The 17,914-nt window shown below is 71.0% G+C and carries 15 protein-coding genes; 10 read left to right on the forward strand and 5 right to left on the reverse strand.

Going from position 1 to position 17,914, the window contains the following annotated elements:
• Positions 1–75: 75 nt before the first annotated feature.
• Both ADL12_RS28265 and ADL12_RS28270 read right to left on the reverse strand, forming a co-directional pair.
• A complete protein-coding gene (locus tag ADL12_RS28265; protein WP_062706667.1) occupies positions 76–1,503 on the reverse strand; it encodes a coniferyl aldehyde dehydrogenase in 1,428 nt (475 codons plus the stop codon).
• A gap of 11 nt (positions 1,504–1,514) precedes the next feature.
• Positions 1,515–2,336, reverse strand: coding sequence for an SDR family NAD(P)-dependent oxidoreductase (locus ADL12_RS28270; RefSeq protein ID WP_062706668.1), 822 nt, complete (start codon positions 2,334–2,336; stop codon positions 1,515–1,517).
• A gap of 73 nt (positions 2,337–2,409) precedes the next feature.
• Here ADL12_RS28270 and ADL12_RS28275 point away from each other — a divergent pair, with 73 nt between their 5' ends.
• Complete coding sequence (locus tag ADL12_RS28275; protein ID WP_063806748.1) at positions 2,410–3,000, forward strand: TetR/AcrR family transcriptional regulator; 591 nt, start codon at positions 2,410–2,412, stop codon at positions 2,998–3,000.
• A gap of 243 nt (positions 3,001–3,243) precedes the next feature.
• Positions 3,244–3,828, forward strand: coding sequence for a hypothetical protein (locus ADL12_RS28280; protein WP_062706672.1), 585 nt, complete (start codon positions 3,244–3,246; stop codon positions 3,826–3,828).
• Between the two features lie 55 nt (positions 3,829–3,883).
• Here the strand turns inward: ADL12_RS28280 and ADL12_RS28285 are convergent, their stop codons facing one another.
• On the reverse strand, positions 3,884–5,347 hold the full coding sequence (locus ADL12_RS28285) for a type III PLP-dependent enzyme domain-containing protein (protein WP_062706674.1): 1,464 nt from the start codon (positions 5,345–5,347) through the stop codon (positions 3,884–3,886).
• 128 nt (positions 5,348–5,475) lie between these two features.
• On the opposite strand from ADL12_RS28285, the gene hutU reads away from it, so the two are divergent.
• From hutU to hutI, 4 genes are all read left to right on the forward strand, one after another.
• On the forward strand, positions 5,476–7,158 hold the full coding sequence (gene hutU / locus ADL12_RS28290; RefSeq protein WP_062706676.1) for a urocanate hydratase: 1,683 nt from the start codon (positions 5,476–5,478) through the stop codon (positions 7,156–7,158).
• A 176-nt stretch (positions 7,159–7,334) separates the two neighbouring features.
• The gene (locus tag ADL12_RS28295) at positions 7,335–8,537 is read left to right on the forward strand and encodes an allantoate amidohydrolase (protein ID WP_208614635.1); all 1,203 of its coding nucleotides are present in this window, start codon (positions 7,335–7,337) and stop codon (positions 8,535–8,537) included.
• Positions 8,534–9,883: a formimidoylglutamate deiminase gene (locus ADL12_RS28300; protein ID WP_062706677.1), complete on the forward strand. Its 1,350-nt coding sequence runs from the start codon at positions 8,534–8,536 to the stop codon at positions 9,881–9,883. The genes ADL12_RS28295 and ADL12_RS28300 overlap by 4 nt, the downstream gene beginning before the upstream one ends.
• A complete protein-coding gene (hutI, locus tag ADL12_RS28305; protein WP_062706679.1) occupies positions 9,880–11,175 on the forward strand; it encodes an imidazolonepropionase in 1,296 nt (431 codons plus the stop codon). Before ADL12_RS28300 ends, hutI begins: the two co-directional genes overlap by 4 nt.
• On the opposite strand, the gene ADL12_RS28310 is transcribed toward hutI, so the two are convergent.
• Entirely contained in the window at positions 11,176–12,741 is a 1,566-nt protein-coding gene (locus ADL12_RS28310; protein ID WP_062706680.1) for an RICIN domain-containing protein, read from the reverse strand. It abuts the gene before it with no gap.
• 230 nt (positions 12,742–12,971) lie between these two features.
• Complete coding sequence (locus tag ADL12_RS28315) at positions 12,972–13,913, reverse strand: RNA polymerase sigma factor SigF (RefSeq protein WP_107120049.1); 942 nt, start codon at positions 13,911–13,913, stop codon at positions 12,972–12,974.
• A gap of 251 nt (positions 13,914–14,164) precedes the next feature.
• Between ADL12_RS28315 and ADL12_RS28320 the strand changes: the two genes are divergently transcribed.
• From ADL12_RS28320 to ADL12_RS28335, 4 genes are all read left to right on the forward strand, one after another.
• Positions 14,165–14,560 carry an STAS domain-containing protein gene (locus tag ADL12_RS28320; protein ID WP_062706684.1) on the forward strand — a complete coding sequence of 132 codons (396 nt, stop codon included), beginning with the start codon at positions 14,165–14,167 and terminating at the stop codon, positions 14,558–14,560.
• A gap of 249 nt (positions 14,561–14,809) precedes the next feature.
• Positions 14,810–15,430 (forward strand): ATP-binding protein, encoded by a 621-nt coding sequence (locus tag ADL12_RS28325; RefSeq protein WP_062706686.1) that lies wholly within the window; start codon positions 14,810–14,812, stop codon positions 15,428–15,430.
• Positions 15,431–15,783: 353 nt separating this feature from the next.
• A complete protein-coding gene (serS, locus tag ADL12_RS28330) occupies positions 15,784–17,058 on the forward strand; it encodes a serine--tRNA ligase (RefSeq protein ID WP_062706687.1) in 1,275 nt (424 codons plus the stop codon).
• Positions 17,059–17,219: 161 nt separating this feature from the next.
• Positions 17,220–17,900 carry an LPXTG cell wall anchor domain-containing protein gene (locus tag ADL12_RS28335; protein ID WP_062706689.1) on the forward strand — a complete coding sequence of 227 codons (681 nt, stop codon included), beginning with the start codon at positions 17,220–17,222 and terminating at the stop codon, positions 17,898–17,900.
• The last annotated feature ends 14 nt before the right edge of the window (positions 17,901–17,914 follow it).

Here is a 17,914-nt window from a genome sequence, read left to right on the forward strand (position 1 = left end):
GTCTCGACGAACGGCCGGCCGCACTCGTGTGTGGGGGTGTGGTCTCAGGGCCTGCGGGCGCCGGTGATGCCTCCCTCATCGGAGGAAGAAGTTGAGGAGAGCTTCGGTGCGCTTGCCGAAGGGGGCGTGCAGCAGGCGGGTGGCGTTCCAGCGTCCTTGTACGTGGATGCCCTTGGGGTGGCTGAGCGTGCGGAATCCTTCGATGCCGTGGTATTTGCCCATCCCGCTGGCGCCGACGCCGCCGAAGGGGAGGTCGTCCTGCGCGACGTGCATGATGGTGCCGTTGACGGTGACGTTGCCGGAGGTCGTGCGGTCGAGGACCTTGCGCCGGTCGGGGCCGTTGTCGCCGAAGTAGTAGAGCGCCAGCGGCCGCGGCCGTGCGTTGACGTAGTTGATGGCGTCGTCGATGTCGCGGTAACCGAAGATCGGCAGGATGGGGCCGAAGATCTCCTCGTGGGCGATGCGCATGTCGTCGGTGACGCCGAGCACGACGGTCGGTGCGAGGGTGTGCGGACGGCGAGCCGCGTCGCCCGGCCGGTGTCCGACCTCGATGATCCGCGCCCCATGAGCGCGGGCGTCCTCTATCAGGTCGGTGAGGATCCTGTACTGCTTGTCGTCGATGATCGAGGTGTAGTCGTCGCTGGTGGGGCCGTCGGGGTAGGCGGCCTTCACCAATCTGTCGTAGCTGGCGATCAAGGCGTCGATCTCGGATTCGTGCACCAGGGCGTAGTCGGGGGCGATGCAGGTCTGCCCGCCGCTGAGAAGCTTGCCGAAGACGATGTCGGACACGGCCTGGTCCCGGACGTGTCCCTTGGCCACGATGGTCGGAGACTTGCCGCCGAGCTCCAGCGTGACGGGGACGAGGTTGTCGCTGGCCGCCTTCATCACGGCTCGCCCGACCTCGGTGCTGCCGGTGAAGACGAGATGGTCGAACGGCAAGGAGGAGAACGCGGAGCCGTCGCCGCTGACCATCGTGACCTGCTCCGGCGGGAAGAGTTCGCTGAGCATCGACGCGAGCACCGCGTTCGTCGCCGGGGTCAGCTTCGACGGCTTGAGCATGACGCGGTTGCCGGCGGCGATCGCGGTGACGACGGGCATCAGCGACAGGTTGACCGGATAGTTCCACGGCGAGATGACGCCGACCACGCCGAGCGGCTGGTATTCGATGCGGTTGCTGCCGAAACGCAGCGGCAGCTCGATGCGGCGGCGGGTCGGGCGCATGAACCGGCGAAGGTTGCGCTGCAGGTAGTCGATGCCCTGCACGACGCCCACGAGTTCCATGAACGCGGTCTCGTGTCGCGAGCGATGTCCGAAGTCGGTGTTGATCGCCTCCTCGATGGCGCCGCGCCGGGCGATCAGTGCCTTCTTGAACCTGGTCAGATCGCTGCGCCGCGCCTCCAGGGAGGGCGCTCCGTCGCGGAGGTAGGCGGCGCGCTGGGTTTGGAGGATGTGGTGGAAGCGCTCCGCGTCGGTGGGCTGTGTGGTGATGTCGGTGCTGGTCATGACGGGCTTCCTTAGCTGTTGGTGAGGGCGACGGGGTGCTGGGGGCGCTGGCGGCGGTCCATCCAGCCCATGAGCCGGACCATCGAGCGGCGCGGCAGGAGCCTTCCGAGGAGAGCGAGCGACCGGCCGTTGGTGACCACCGATGGGGGCGCGGATCGGCGGTCGAGCGTGTCGAGGGCGATCGTCACGACCTGCTCGGGGGTTGCCCGCTTCGTGCCGTAGTCGGCGGAGCTGCCGGCGACGTCGTAGAACTCGGTCCGGGTGGCGCCGGGGCATACGGCCAGGACACGCAGGCCGGTGCCGCGGGTCTCCTCCCACAGCGATTCGGTGAAGTTGAGGACGAAGGCCTTGGTGGCGCCGTAGGCGCTCATGTAGGGGGTCGGCTGGAAGCCCAGCAGGCTCGCGACGTTGATCAGGACGCCGGTGTCGGCGGAGGTCAGCGGGTCGATGTAGGCGTGGCTGAGGTCGACCAGCGCGCTGACGTTCAGCGCGATCATGCTTTGCAGGCGGTCGGGGTCCTCGGCGGTGAACGCGTCGTGGGTGCCGAAGCCGGCGTTGTTGACCAGTCCGGTGGCGTGGATGCCGCGGGACTCGAGTTCGGTGCGCAGCGTGCGGCCGGCGTCGGGCCGGCCGAGGTCGCGGGCGACGGTGGTCACCGTGACGCCGTGGGCGCGGGTGAGTTCGGCGGCCAGGCTCTGCAGCCGGTCCGCGCGGCGGGCCACCAGCACGAGGTTTGCGCCGCGGCGGGCCAGCTGGCGGGCGAATTCGGCGCCGAGGCCGGAGCTGGCGCCGGTGACGATGACGGTCTGGCGGTGGTAGTCGATTTTGCTCATGACATTCACTCTACGCACGCTTTTGCACTGAGTGCAAGCGCCTGCATCGTGTGAGGCGACGTACCATCGGTGCATGACTCAGAAACCGGCCCCTATCCGGGAACAGACCCGCTCCGTGGTCCGATCACTGCTGGCCCGGACCGCTATCGAGCTGTTCGCCGCCAAGGGCTTCGACAACACGACCCTCGATGAGGTCGCCGCCGCCGCGGGCGTCTCCCGGCGGACCCTGTTCAACTACTTCCGCAACAAGGAAGACCTCGCGCTCAGCGGCCTGGACGAACAGGGCGAACTGATCGCCGCGCGCCTCGCCGAGCGCTCGGCCGACGAGGATGCCTGGACGGCGCTGCGCGCGGCGTTCCAGGTGCTCGAGGAGATCGACATGACAGCCGAAGGGCGCCTGGAGTTCATCACGCTGCTGTTCGGCAACGATTCCCTACGCGCCGGACACGCCGAGAAGCAAGCCCGCTGGCAAGACCTGTTCGCACCGCAGATCGAGCCGCGACTGCCCGACTCCGACAGCCGCACCCTGCAAGCCCGCGCGATCGCAGCCGCAGCGATCATCTGCCTGCAGGCAGCCAACGAGGAATGGGTACGCCTGGGCGGACAGGTCGACCTGTTCGACCTCTACGACACCGCCGTACAGGCCGTCCGCCGCCCTACCTGAAACCGGCCGCATCCAGCTCCGCCACGCTCGTCGGCGTAGGGACCAGGGCCACATGTGCAGGTCCGCGACGGCCCTGGGCGCCAAGTACAGCCCTGGTCACACCCGCGCGGGTGGGCGTTGGTGTGTCTCGTGAGACATCTATCAACCTGGAGAACCCTGGCTGCCGCTCTCAGACTCGTCTCACGTTTGCTCGCTACCGTGCGCGGCCGACAGGGCTGTGCCGGGACGGCGAGGAGGCGGATCATGGCGCGCGGAGTACAAGGGTTGGCCCGGGTGGCCGTCGTCGTACGGGCCGGGGTGGCACCGCTGTGGTGGCTCGGGGTGTTCGCGGCGGGCATCGGCGTACTGGTGCCGGGTATTACGGGCCGCAGGATCGGCGTCATGGCCGGTGGCGCGTTGTTCATCGTCGCCGCCGTGGTCGTGTCGTACTGCCGCCGCAGGCGCTACACCGCCCTCACCCGGTCGGTCGCCCGCGCCGGCAAGCATGACGTGCTCCAGGATCGCGCGGTGACCGTCCGCAACTGGCGCCGGGGTCACCGCTGGTGGCTGCTGTTGGCGTTCGTCGCCGCGCTGGGCAGCGCGTTCGCCGTGTCGGTGGCCGGCGGGATGCTGCTGGCGGGATGCGGGGCGGGGCTCCGGCTCAAGGCCGCGTGGCTCGGACGGCGTGAGTGTGCCGACAACGCCCTGCTGTGGGTACGGGTGGACTGGCTCGATGGGCGGGGCGGGCAGCCGGCGGGCAAGGCGGTGAGGACGTACCGCAGCACGGGCGTCGCGGCGGGCGACGCCGCCCCGGGCGGGGCCCGCCGCCGCACTGCGGCGCTGGTGTAGGTCAGGCGTCGAGGACCAGGCACAGAAAGGATGCTGCTGCCGCCGCGCCCGCTGATCAGGTCGGCGCTCGTCGCTGGCTCTCCGGCGAGGGCAGGGTGGTGAGCGAGGCTGCGTGCGCCCCTCCGGATTCGGCCACGATCTCGTCGAGCGACTGCGGCTCGCGCACCGTCGCGAAGGCGATGCCTCCGGCGTCGTCCGGCGCGAAGCCGTAGACGCCGGGCCGGGCAAGGGAGTTGTACGCGTAGTGGTGCGCGAAGTAGTACGCCCCCGTGTCCACCGCCGCCACGTGGTCCCCCTGCTCCAGCAACGGCAGCGCGCACCCCTCGGCCAGCAGGTCCCCCGAGAAGCAGGCCGGCCCGGCCACGTCCTGCAGCACGGCCGGACCCTCCTTCGGGCGCCCCTTGTCGTCGTACGCGGCGATCCTCAGCGGCCAGCTCCCCGGCGCGTACACCGTGCGCGTGGCGACCTGCACGCCCGCATGGGTGACCGCCACCGGCCGTCCGCCCGCACTCTTGGCGTACTCGACCCGCGCCACGACCGTCCCGTGCTTGGCCAGCAGCGACCGGCCGAACTCCGTGACCAGCCCGTACCGCCCGTCGAACAGCCCCGGCACCGCCTCGCTGAGTAGTCGCGCATACTGCGCGTACGTCGGCGTCGTCGCGTCCGAGGTGAAGTTCACCGGCAGCCCGCCGCCGATGTCGAGCGTGTCGATCTGCCGCCGCCCGATCCGCCGGTTGATCTCCTCGGCGAGCGCGTACGCCTCCGCGACCCCCCGGGCCATCAGCGACAGCGGGATGCCCTGCGAGCCGGTGTGCGCATGCAGCCGGGTCAGCCACGGACGGTCCTGGTACGCCCGGACGACCCACTCCCGGGCCCCCTCGTCACGCAGCGCCACCCCGAACTTCGACGTCGCCGTGGCCGTGGACGTCGCCTCGATGGAACCCCCGCCGACCTGCGGATTCACCCGGATCCCCAGCGGGGAGCGGCTGGTGGCGGACCGGACGAGGCCGTCGATGCGGGCCAGCTCCTGCGGGTTGTCCGCATTGACGGCGATGCCCATCGCCAGCGCCTCGCGCAGCTCGGCCGGCGTCTTGGCGGGCGAGTCCAGGACCGTCATCCCCGGCCGCAGTCCCGCCGCCCGCGCCAACGCCAGCTCGCCCGGGCTCGCCACCTCCGCGCCGATGCCCTCCTCACGCAGCAGCCGCAGCACCGGCACCAGCGGGGTCGCCTTCACCGCGAAGGCGTGCAGCACGCGCGTACCCGGCGCCACGACCGCGTCGAACGCCGCCCGCAGCGCCGCCGCCGACTCCCGGATGCCGGTGACGTCGAGCAGGCCGACGATGGGGGAGCCGGGCCCGAGCAGCCCCTGCTCCACGGCGGCCCGCACCGCCTCGTCCCGCCGGGCCGTCCGGCCGGCGTCGTACGCCGATATCTCGAATCCGTCACCTGTTTCGCCGCCTGCTCCGCTGCCCACGCCGTTGTCCACAACATCCCCCGTCATGTCGTCGTCCGAGCCCATGCATCCAGCCAAACATCCGGAACGCGCGAGCGCTGGCCCGCGAACGTATTGACTAGCTCTATTCAGACGGTCAGGATGTGAATATCCACCTCAACAGTTCGCAGTCACAGTCCGCTGGGAGGCAGACCATGTCAGGACCCCGCCCCGTCCGAGCGCCGCGCGGTACGGAACTGAGTGCCCTGGGATGGCAGCAGGAAGCCGCCCTGCGGATGCTGCAGAACAACCTCGACCCCGAGGTCGCCGAGCACCCCGACAAGCTCGTCGTCTACGGCGGCACCGGCAAGGCGGCCCGTGACTGGCGCTCCTTCGACGCGATGGTGCGCACGCTGAGGACGCTGAAGCAGGACGAGACCATGCTGGTCCAGTCCGGTCGCCCCGTCGGCGTCATGCAGACCCACGAGTGGGCGCCGCGCGTCCTCATCGCCAACTCCAACCTCGTCGGCGACTGGGCCAACTGGGAGGAGTTCCGCCGCCTGGAGGCCCTCGGCCTCACCATGTACGGCCAGATGACGGCCGGCTCCTGGATCTACATCGGCACCCAGGGCATCCTCCAGGGCACCTACGAGACCTTCGCCGCCGTCGCCGCGAAGCTGCATTCCATGGGTAAAGGGGTCGACGGCACCCTCGCCGGGACGATCACCCTCACCGCCGGTCTCGGCGGCATGGGCGGCGCCCAGCCGCTCGCCGTGACCATGAACGACGGCGTCGCGATCTGCATCGACTGCGACCCGCGCGCGATCGAGCGGCGCATCGAGCACCGCTACCTGGACGTGAAGGCCGACAGTCTGGACCACGCGCTCCAGCTGGCGACCGAGGCCCGCGACGCCCGCCGCCCGCTCTCCATCGGCGTCCTCGGCAACGCCGCCGAGCTGGTCCCGCAGCTCCTCGCGATGGGCGCCCCCATCGACATCGTCACCGACCAGACCTCGGCGCACGACCCGCTGGCGTACCTGCCGCTGGGCGTCGCCTTCGACGACATGGCGGACGCTGCCGCCAAGGACCCGGCGGGCTTCACCACCAAGGCCCGCGAGTCGATGGCCAGGCACGTCGAGGCCATGGTCGGCTTCATGGACGCCGGCGCCGAGGTCTTCGACTACGGCAACTCGATCCGGGGCGAGGCCCAACTCGCCGGGTACGAGCGGGCGTTCGCCTTCCCCGGGTTCGTGCCCGCCTACATCCGGCCCCTGTTCTGCGAGGGCAAGGGACCCTTCCGCTGGGCCGCCCTGTCCGGCGACCCCGCCGACATCGCCAAGACCGACAAGGCGATCCTGGACCTGTTCCCCGAGAACGAGTCCCTCGCCCGCTGGATCAAGATGGCCGGCGAGCGGGTGCACTTCCAGGGGCTGCCCGCGCGCATCTGCTGGCTCGGCTACGGGGAGCGGGACAAGGCGGGCGAGCGGTTCAACGACATGGTGGCGAGCGGGGAGCTTGCCGCGCCGCTGGCGATCGGGCGGGACCACCTCGACTGCGGCTCGGTGGCCTCTCCCTACCGTGAGACCGAGGCGATGCTGGACGGCTCCGACGCGATCGCGGACTGGCCGCTGCTGAACGCCATGGTGAACGTGGCTTCGGGTGCCTCCTGGGTGTCCCTTCACCACGGTGGTGGTGTGGGCATGGGCCGGTCCATTCACGCCGGTCAGGTGACGGTGGCCGACGGTACGAAGCTGGGTGGGGAGAAGATCCGGCGGGTCCTCACCAACGACCCCGGTATGGGCGTCATCCGGCATGTGGACGCGGGGTACGACATCGCGGAGTCGGTTGCCGATGAGCGGGGCGTGCGGGTTCCTATGCGCGAGGGTGACGACGCGTGACGCAGAACGACAGTGGGCGTAGCGGCAACTCTCCGGTGGGGGCTGAAGCCTCGTCGCCGGGTGCGGGTTCGGCGGCGCCCACCCTCCCCCACTCTCAACTTCGTTCGAGCGGGGGGACCCCCAACGCCCTGCGGAACGACTGCCCACAGCCTGTGTCCGGCAACTCCTTCCATGAGATGTGGCGCGAGCTGCTCCCCATCGGGCGGCACGCCGACTCCCACGGCTACCGTCGTTTCGCCTGGACGGGGGCCGATCTCGACTGCCGGGCCTGGTTCAAGGAGCAGGCGGAAGCACGCGGCCTCGTCTACGAGGTCGACCGCAACGGCAACCAGTGGGCCTGGCTCGGGGACCCCGCCGCCGGGGATGCCGTCGTCACCGGGTCGCATCTCGACTCCGTGCCGGACGGGGGTGCCTTCGACGGGCCCCTCGGGGTGGTGTCCTCCTTCGCTGCTCTCGATGAACTGCGAGGCCGGGGAGTGGACTTCACCAAACCCCTCGCCATCGTCAACTTCGGTGACGAAGAGGGCGCCCGGTTCGGGCTCGCCTGTGTCGGGTCCCGGCTCGCCGCCGGACAGCTCACCGTCGAGAACGCCCACAGGCTGACCGACGGGGACGGGGTCAGCCTGCCCCGGGCCATGGAGGTCGCCGGGTACGACCCCGACACCATCGGCGCCGACCCGGAGCGGCTCGCCCGCATCGGCGCCTTCGTCGAGCTGCATGTCGAGCAGGGGCGGGCCCTGGACCTGTCCGGCGACCGGGTCGGCATCGCCAGCGCCATCTGGCCGCACGGCCGGTGGCGGTTCGACTTCCGGGGCGAGGCCAACCACGCGGGGACCACACGGCTCGTGGACCGGCGCGACCCCATGCTCGCGTACGCCGAGACCGTGCTCGCCGCCCGGCGGGAGGCTCAACTCGCCGGTGCCGTCGCCACCTTCGGCAAGATCTCCGTCGAGCCGAACGGCGTCAACGCCATCCCCTCCCTGGTGCGCGTCTGGCTCGACTCCCGTGCCGAGGACCAGGCGAGCCTCGACGCCGTCGTCGGCGGCATCGAGAAGGCCGCCCGGGATTACGCGGCGGCCCACGGCATCGACCTCGACATCGTCCGTGAGTCCTTCACGCCCGTCGTCGAGTTCGACCACGCCCTGCGCGACGAACTGGGCCGCATCCTCGGCAAGGACACCGGCATCACCGTCCCCGTCCTGGGTACCGGCGCCGGACACGACGCCGGAATCCTCTCCGGGAGCATCCCGACGGCCATGCTGTTCGTACGCAACCCCACGGGCGTCTCGCACTCCCCGGCCGAGTTCGCCGCCGAGGACGACTGCGTGGCCGGAGTCATCGCCCTGGCCGACGTACTGGAAGGACTGGCCTGCACGTGACGCCCACCCAGCAGACCCGTACGTACTGGCTGGAACACGCCTGGCTCGACACCCACGTCGAGCCGGGCGTCGCCCTGGACGTACAGGACGGCCGCATCACCGCCGTCCGCACCGGCACGGAAGCCCCGCCCCCCGGCGCCGAGGTCCTCCGCGGCCTCACGCTCCCCGGGCTCGCCAACGCCCACTCGCACGCCTTCCACCGCGCCCTGCGCGGTACCGTCCAGGTCGGCTCCGGCACCTTCTGGACCTGGCGCGAGGTCATGTACTCGTTCGCCGACCGGCTGACCCCGGAGACCTACCACGCCCTCGCCCGCGCCGTGTACGCCGAGATGGCGCTGGCCGGGATCACCGCGGTCGGCGAGTTCCACTACGTCCACCACGCCCCGGGCGGCACCCCCTACGCCGACCCGAACGCGATGGGCGAGGCCCTCATTGCGGCCGCCGCCGACGCCGGCATCCGTATCACCCTCCTCGACACCGCCTATCTCTCCTCCGGCTTCGGGCAGCCCCCCAACACCCACCAGCTCCGCTTCTCCGACGGGAACGCCGAGAGCTGGGCCGAACGCTGTTCAGTTCTCAAGGACCAGGATCACGCACGGATCGGGGCGGCGATCCACTCCGTACGGGCCGTGCCCGCCGACCAGTTGGCGACCGTGGCGCGGTGGGCCGAGGAGCGGCGGGCTCCGCTCCATGTGCACCTGTCCGAGCAGACCGCCGAGAACGAGGCGTGCCTGGAGGTCCACGGCTGCACCCCGACCCAGCTCCTCGCCCTGCACGGCGTGCTCGGCCCGCGCACCACCGGCGTCCACAACACCCACCTCACCGCCGAGGACATCTCCCTGATCGGGGGCAGCGGCACCGGCACCTGTATGTGCCCGACCACCGAACGGGACCTCGCGGACGGCATCGGGCCGGCCGTCGCCCTGCAGAACGAAGGCTCCCCGCTCTCCCTCGGCTCCGACAGCCACGCCGTCATCGACCTGCTCGAAGAGGCGCGCGCGATGGAGCTGAACGAGCGCCTGCGCACCCGTACGCGAGGTCACTGGACAGCTGCGGCCCTCCTGCGGGCGGCCTCGGTCGACGGCCACGCGGCTCTCGGCTGGGACGACGTGGGCACCATCGAGCCCGGCGCACGCGCCGACCTCACCACGATCGCGCTCGACTCGGTCAGGACGGCAGGGCCGCTTCCGCGGCTCGGGGCCGAGACGGCCGTATTCGCTGCGTCGGCAGCAGACGTGTCGCATACGGTCGTGGGCGGTCGGCACGTCGTACGGGACGGGGTCCACTCACTCGTACCGGAGGTGCCGAAAGCCCTCTCGGACGCCGTCGCAGCCCTGCGCGGATGATCCCGGGCCGCCCACCCGCGCGGCCCGCCTCCGCTCCCGAACCCGACCCGACCGCCGACCAGGCCACCAAGGACGCCATGAGCAACGCGACGACCGTCAGCCCCGCCCACTCCGCGAGCACCGCAAGCACGCTCATCACCAACATCGCCGCCCTGGTCACCAACAACCCCTCCCTCGGTGACAATTCCCCCCTCGGACTGATCCAGGACGCGGCCGTCGTCATCGAAGGCGACCGCGTCGTGTGGACCGGTGATCAAAGCAAAGCACCCGCCACTGACAATCGGCTCGACGCAGGCGGCCGGGCGGTCGTCCCGGGGTTCGTCGACTCCCACTCCCACCTCGTCTTCGCGGGGGACCGGACCGCCGAGTTCAACGCCCGCATGTCCGGCCGCAGTTACACCGCCGGCGGCATCCGCACGACCGTCGCCGCCACCCGCGCCGCGAGCGACGAGGAACTCGAAGTCAACCTCACCCGTTACCTCCACGAGGCGCTGCACCAGGGCACCACCACCTTCGAGACGAAGTCCGGCTACGGCCTGACGGTCGAGGACGAGGCCCGAGCCCTGCGCATCGCGTCGGCGCACACGGACGAGGTCACGTACTTGGGCGCCCACATCGTCTCCCCCGACTACGCCGACGACCCCACCGCCTACGTCGCCCTCGTCACCGGCGAGATGCTCGACGCCTGTGCCCCGTACGCCCGTTGGATCGACGTCTTCTGCGAGAAGGGCGCCTTCGACGGCGACCAGGCCCGCGCGATCCTCACCGCGGGCAAGGCCAAGGGCCTGCACCCCCGCGTCCACGCCAACCAGCTCACCCACGGCCCCGGTGTGCAGCTGGCCGTCGAACTGGACGCCGCCAGCGCCGACCACTGCACCCACCTCACGGACGCGGACATCGACGCCCTGGCGAACGGCCGTACGGTCGCCACCCTGCTCCCCGGCGCCGAGTTCTCCACCCGCGCCCAGTGGCCGAACGCCCGCCGCCTCCTCGACGCGGGCGTCACCGTCGCCCTCTCCACCGACTGCAACCCCGGCTCGTCCTTCACCTCCTCCGTGCCCTTCTGCATCGCGCTCGCGGTACGGGACATGGGGATGACACCGGACGAGGCGGTCTGGTCGGCCACGGCGGGCGGGGCAGCGGCCCTGCGCCGCGACGACATCGGCCGCCTCACCCCGGGCGCTCGCGCGGACCTGCTCGTGCTGGACGCGCCGAGCCATGTGCACCTGGCCTACCGGCCGGGGGTGCCGCTGGTCAGCGAGGTGTGGCGACGGGGGGTGCGGATCGTCTGATCAGGCCGCCCCCGCCCGCCACCGCTGATCCTCCCGCCCCGCCTCCCGCACCAGGGCCAGCGACCTGTCCCCGCTCGGCGTCACCGCATGGTCCGGCGCGATCCCCGGGCGGATCACCCCGCTGGAGTCCACCGCGAACCTGAGGTTCAGCCCGTTGGGTCCGAACACCGAGCCGCACTCCCAGATGCCGACGCCCCGGTCCACGGACCCCCGGCTGTCCAGGCAGCAGTCGGGGTAGGCGTACGACTGCAGCACGCCGCGTTCGGAGTCGACCCGCCACCGTTGGTCGCGCGCGGACGTGCAGGTGGCCGTGACGACGTCCGTGCCGTTGTACGGGGCGCCGTCGATGTCCAGGCACAGCCCCGTGGCGACGTTCACGACCTGGGCGTAGGTGCCGTTCGGCAGGCGAACGGGGGCGGGGGTCGGCTTCGGGCGGGCCGTCTTCGTCGGCTTCGGACTCCGCGTCGGAGAAGGCGACTTGGACGTCCGCGACGGAGACGGCGAAGGTGAAGGCGAAGAGGCCGACGGCGTGACCGACACCGTCGCGGTCACCGTCACCGCCACCGGCGGCACACTCGCCGCGGTGCCGACCGAGGCCACCGGCTCCTGCGGCGACGACGAACCGCCCTGCGCCACCAGGAAGACCACCAGCGGAAGCAACGCCACCCCGAGCGCCGCCGACACCAGCGCGATTCGGCGACGATCTCGCGGCCGGCCTCCCGTCGGCCAACTCCGCTCCGCAGTAAGGCCGACGGCCTCCCGCTCTCCCGCCCCACCCGCCGCATATGCCGTCCCGCCCCACGGCAGCAGTCCCTCCGCCAGCGCCGCGCGCGGGGTGTCCCGCAGGGCCGACAGCTCCTCGTACGCCGTCGTGCAGTGCGGGCAGCGCGCCATGTGGCCGCGCAGGTCGGCGCTTTCGCGAGGGCTGTCCGGACGGACGGACTCCTCGATGAGGCGGCCGAAGTCGGGGCAGTCGGGGTCGTCGGAGGCGGCGAGGCGGGTGCGCAGACAGGCGCGGGCCAGCTGCTGGAGCGCCGGGCCGGTGCCGTACGTCACGTCCTCGCGGGTGCGGCCGAGGAGAGTGGCCGTCCGTTCCACCGGCTCCCGCTCCAGGACCCCGTACCAGATCAGGCCCTGCGTGCGGGACGACAGGCTCTGGAACGCCGTGAGCATGGGCGGGACCGGGCCGGACGGACCCGTCGTGTTCAGCACGAGGAGCAGGCCCGCGTCGAGGCCGGCGGCCCGCTCGTCCATGGCCCACGTCCCGGCCGACCGGGCGGTCAGCAGCAGAAGCCGGTGCCGCCAGGGGAGACCCGGGTCGACGCCGCGTGCCGTCTGGCGGGCCGCGAGGGTGAACGCCTGGGCGGCCAACTGCCGTGCCATGGAGTCGTTCGGGGTGCACAGGCGGGCGTAGCCGAGGACGGGTGCGTGATGGCGGGCGCGGAGTTCGTGGAGCGCCTGGTACGCGGTGGCCGTGTCGGCGCGCAGCAGTTCGGTGAGCCGGGCGTCGGACGCGCCCGTGTGCATCCCACGGTCAAGGTCCCTGCTGTCGTCGGCCCGAGCCATTCCCCCGCCTCCTTGCAGCCTTGCCACCCGCCCGGAGTCTGACCTACCGGCGGGTATGACGGCTCATAGTGGAGGAAGGGCGGCTTTGGGGAAAGGGTTTCCGTGGGTAACCCGTGAAGTGCCCGTGGACGGCCCGAACGCGCTGTGCCCGGTATCCGGCCGACGGATTCGGCGGGGTACCGGGCACAGCGCACGTCGGCGGGAGGCAGACGCCCCTCCGCCGCCGGTCGTCACTCCTCGACCGTCAGCCCCTTGCGGAGCCGGATCAAGGTGCGCGACAGCAGTCGCGACACATGCATCTGTGAGATGCCGAGCTCGTCGCCGATCTCCGACTGGGTCATGCCCGCGACGAACCGCAGGGAAAGGATCTTCCGGTCTCTGGGCGGCAGTTCGGCGATGAGCGGCTTCAACGACTCGACGTACTCGATGCCTTCGATGCCGTGGTCCTCGTAGCCGATCCGGTCGGCGAGCGCGCCCTCGGCGTCGTCCTCCTCGGGCTGGGCGTCCAGCGAGGAGGCGGTGTACGCGTTCGACGCCGCCATGCCCTCGACGACCTCGTCGTTGGTCAGACCGAGGCGCTCCGCCAGTTCCGCCACCGTCGGGGCGCGGTCGAGCTTCTGGGCCAACTCGTCGCCGGCCTTGGCCAGGTCGAGCCGGAGTTCCTGCAGCCGGCGCGGTACCCGCACCGACCACGAGGTGTCACGGAAGAAGCGCTTGATCTCGCCGACGATGGTCGGCATCGCGAAGGTGGGGAACTCCACGCCACGGCTGAGCTCGAAGCGGTCGATCGCCTTGATCAGGCCGATGGTGCCGACCTGGATGATGTCCTCCATCGGCTCGCTGCGCGAGCGGAAGCGGGAGGCGGCGAACTTGACCAGAGCGAGGTTGAGTTCGACGAGCGTGTTGCGGACGTACGAGTATTCGTGGGTCCCTTCCTCCAGCGACTCCAGCCGCTCGAAGAGGGTCTTGGACAGGGCCCGCGCGTCCACCGGCCCCACCTCGTCGTACGGGGGGATGTCCGGAAGCCCGGCGAGTACGTCGTCCTGGCCGAACTCCTGGCCGAAGTCCTGTTCGTGACGTACGGCGCTGCTGCGCTCGATGGGATCCAGATGTTCCGGTCGGGGTGCCGACGTCGCCTTCTGGGCATGCGATGCGTCGAGCCGGGGTGACATGATGTCCTCCATCGTTCTCGGCATATGGCTGCCGAAGCCTGTGCGTGCACTGCGGTGTGCGGCGCCTCCAAAGCCGGCCGAGTCGGTTACGTGTCTCTACTAGCCCTACCCGCTTTCGGGAGCCCACCGCAAGTGCGCTCTGTTCCGAAATGTCCGTTTCTGGGTGGATGTTCGGGTGTTGGAGGGCGTAGGGAAGGCGTAGTGTTCGAGAGCGTCAGTCAGCAGCCACGACGTCGGGAGTGAGAGACGGCATGGACCGCGGGACCGTCGGCAGCGCACAGTCTGGCCGACTTCTGGTCGAGGTGCGGGAAGAGGGCTCCAGTGCCGTCGTGACTCCGGCGGGTGAGTTGGATCACCACACCGCCGATTTGTTGCGTGAGCCACTCGAGGACTGCCTCGACAAGGGTTTCAGCCGGCTGGTCGTCGACTGCTCGCGGCTCGAGTTCTGTGACTCCACGGGGCTGAACGTGCTGCTCGGGGCGCGACTGAAGGCCGAGGCCGCCGGTGGCGGGGTGCATCTCGCGGGCATGCTGCCCGTCGTTGCGCGCGTGTTCGAGATCACAGGGGCAGAAGCGGTCTTCACCGTTCACGCCTCGCTCGACGACGCTCTGGCCGATGAGTCCGACGAGTCCGACGGGTCGGGTTGAGTCCTCGCGTCCGGCCCCGCATCGGACGTCACGTCGTTCGTGCACATCATTCGTGCCGAATCCGGGGGTGTTCGCTCGGCGCGGTCGGGCAGGAGCATCCTGAAACTGTCGGCTGTGAGGTCGGCCACCGGGGGTGGGGGGACTGTGACCGACGTATCAGGCAAGGAAGTGTACGGGCGTACTGACTCTGCGTGCAGACTTCTGAATCGTGTGAACGTTGAACTGGTGAATCGGTGAGGTGAAGCGCTGATGAGCACCACCCGGCCTTTCTCGCCGGGCGACCGCGGCCGTGAGCCCAGCGGCGCTTCCGGGGTGTCCGAGGGGGACGTGCCGGCCACGGGGGGCTCCGACGAGGGCGCTCCGGCGGCGGGAACGCCCGACGGGGACGCCGTGCCGTCCGTGAGCCCCGAGGCGTCCGAGGCGTCCGAGGCGTCCGAGGCGTCCGTCCAGGCGGCCGCGGGGCGTCAGGTCCGTCGGCTGGGCTTCGCAGGGCAGAGCGGGGTCGTCCCGCTCGCCCGCGACTTCGCCCGCCAGGCGCTGTACGCGTGGGGCTGGCTGCCCGCCGCCACCGCCGACCAGCGGGCGGCCGCCGAGGATGTGCTGCTCGTCGTGTCCGAGCTGGTCACCAACGCCTGTCTGCACGCCGAGGGGCCGGACGAGATGTGGATCGCCTGCGACAACAAGGTGATCCGTATCGAGGTCTCCGACAAGGGCACGGGCCAGCCGGCCCCCCGCACCCCGCACCGCGCGGGCCGCCCCGGCGGCCACGGCATGTTCATCGTGCAGCGGCTGTGCCTGGACTGGGGAGTCGTACGGACGCCGGGGGTCGCGGGCAAGACGGTGTGGGCGGAGCTGGGAGCACCGGCGTAGGGCAGGGGAGCCAACCGCCGTACAGGAAATTCGTTTCCGCCCCGCTGAGCTGCTGCTCTACCCTCCCTGCAACGCGCTGACGGAGAAAAGTAACCCGGGGCCGCGAGCCGAGAGAGCCGCCACTCGCTGTGAAGGCGGCCTGCGCCCCGGACGAATCCACTCCCGAGTGCGGGGAGGAAATGCCCCGCCGGCCGGCCCCCGTCATCGGGCCCGAACGAGTCCGTCGTACGGCCACGCAGGTGGCGTACGGCGGTGAAGGCGTGGTGGCACCGCGAGCACCCTCTCGCCCACGCCCCGAGGGGCCACCCCGGGGCGGACCGTGCCGCTCCGGCCGACCGGACGGAGCGCGCACCATGCTCGACGTCACCCTCATCCGAAACCACCCCGGCCAGGTCCGCGAGGGCCTGCGCAAACGCGCCGTGGACGCCGACATCCCGGCCTTCCTCACCCTCGACGCCACCTTCCGCGAGACGCGTACGGCCGTGGAGCGGCTGCGCGGCGAGCGGCGGCGGATCTCGGCCGAGATCGCCGTACGGCGCCGCGAGGGCGCCGCGGCCGGTGAACTCCAGGACGCCGCCAAGACCCTGACCGACGAACTCGCCGAGGCGGAGGCCCACCTCGCCGAACTGGCCGCCAGGCACCAGGAGTTCCTCGACGCTCTGCCCAACCTGCCGGACGACGACGTGGCGGCGGGCGGCAAGGAGAACAACGAGGTCGTACGGACCGTGGGGGAACCGCCCGCCTTCGCCTTCCCGGCCAGGGATCATGTGGGTCTCGCCCAGGACCTCGGCCTGGTCGACTACAAGCGGGGTGCGGCCCTCGCCGGCAACGGCTACTGGATCTACCGTGGCCAGGGCGCCGCGCTGGAGTGGGCCCTGCTCAACCACTTCCTCGACGCACACCGCCGCGCGGGATACGAGTTCGTGCTGCCGCCGCACCTGCTGACGTACGAGGCCGGGTACACGGCCGGGCAGTTCCCCAAGTTCGCCGACGAGGTCTTCCGCGTGGACGACCACTTCCTGCTGCCCACCGCCGAGACGGCCCTGGTCAACCTCCATCGCGGCGAGACGCTCGACGAGCGCGAACTGCCGCGCCGGTACGTCGCCTACACGCCCTGTTACCGCAGGGAGAGCGGCAGCCACCGCACGGCGGACCGCGGGACGCTGCGAGGCCACCAGTTCAACAAGGTCGAGTTGTTCCAGTTCGCCCGGCCCGAGGACTCGGACGCCGCCCACCTCGAACTCCTGGAGCGGGCCGAGGAGTTGGTCGCCGGGCTCGGCCTGCACCACCGGGTCACCAAGCTAGCCGCCGGGGACACCAGCCCCGCCCAGGCCAAGACCTACGACGTGGAGGTCTGGCTGCCGAGCCTGGGAGCGTATGCCGAGGTCAGCTCGGTGTCGAACGCCCGCGCCTACCAGGCCCGGCGCGGTGGCATCCGGTACCGCCCGGCCGACGGCGGCAAGGCGGCCTACGTCCACACCCTCAACGCCTCGGGTCTCGCCACCAGCCGGCTGCTGCCCGCGATCCTGGAGCAGTGCCAGCGGCCGGACGGGACGGTGGCCGTGCCCGAGGTGCTGCGGCGCTGGGGGCTGCCCGAAGTGCTGCGCCCACAGTCGACGCCGGCCTGACCCCGGCCTGACCCTGGGTTACCGAGGGTCACCCTCTCCATTCGAACCCCCTCACGCGCACGCCGGATCCCCACAACTCCGGCGTGCGCCGTGTCTTCCCTCCTCAAGGCGCCGGGCGTACCTTGACGCCGATCTGATGTACCGTCAGGAATGAGGGGACCGTGTCGAAGCAGAAGCGAACCGCCGCGCTCGCGACCGCCGCGGCCCTGGCCGGCTCGGCGGTGTTGATGGCCGCCCCTGCGGCCCGGGCCGATGTCGTCGACGTCAACTACGCCTGCAAGACGCCGATCGGCGACAAGAGCGCCGTCTCGCCCATCGACATCAAGGGCGTCAAGAGCGGCAGCGGCTACAAGATCACCATGTCGTGGCAGAAGGGCGTCTCGTCCAGCCCGGTCGAACTCGGCAAGGGCGCGATGAACCCGAGCGCCACCATCAAGCTGGGCGGCGCCGACAGCGGCACCCTGTCGGTGACGGGCCCGGCCAACCAGGAGGCCATTCCGGCCGACACCCCCATCAAGATCAACGACTTGACGGGCACGTACACCCCGAAGAAGACCGGAAAGGTCACCTTCACGGCGGCCGTGCTCACCATCAAGGCCCTGGGCACGACGACCACGTGCACCCCCACCAACAATCCCAAGCCGTCGCTGACCCTCGACGTGACGGCGGCGGCCGGCGCGGGCGGCACCGGCCAGGGCGGCTCCGGCTCCGGCGCCGAGCTCCCGCAGACCGGCCCCGAGGACTCGGCGATCGCCCTGGGCACCCTCGGCGGCACGGTTCTGCTCGCGGGCGCGGCGGGCGCGCTGTGGCTGACGCGGAGGGGGCAGGCGGCACGCCGCTGAACCGTTTCGTACGT

Source organism: Streptomyces regalis, assembly GCF_001509475.1.
Classification (GTDB): Bacteria; Actinomycetota; Actinomycetes; order Streptomycetales; family Streptomycetaceae; genus Streptomyces; species Streptomyces regalis.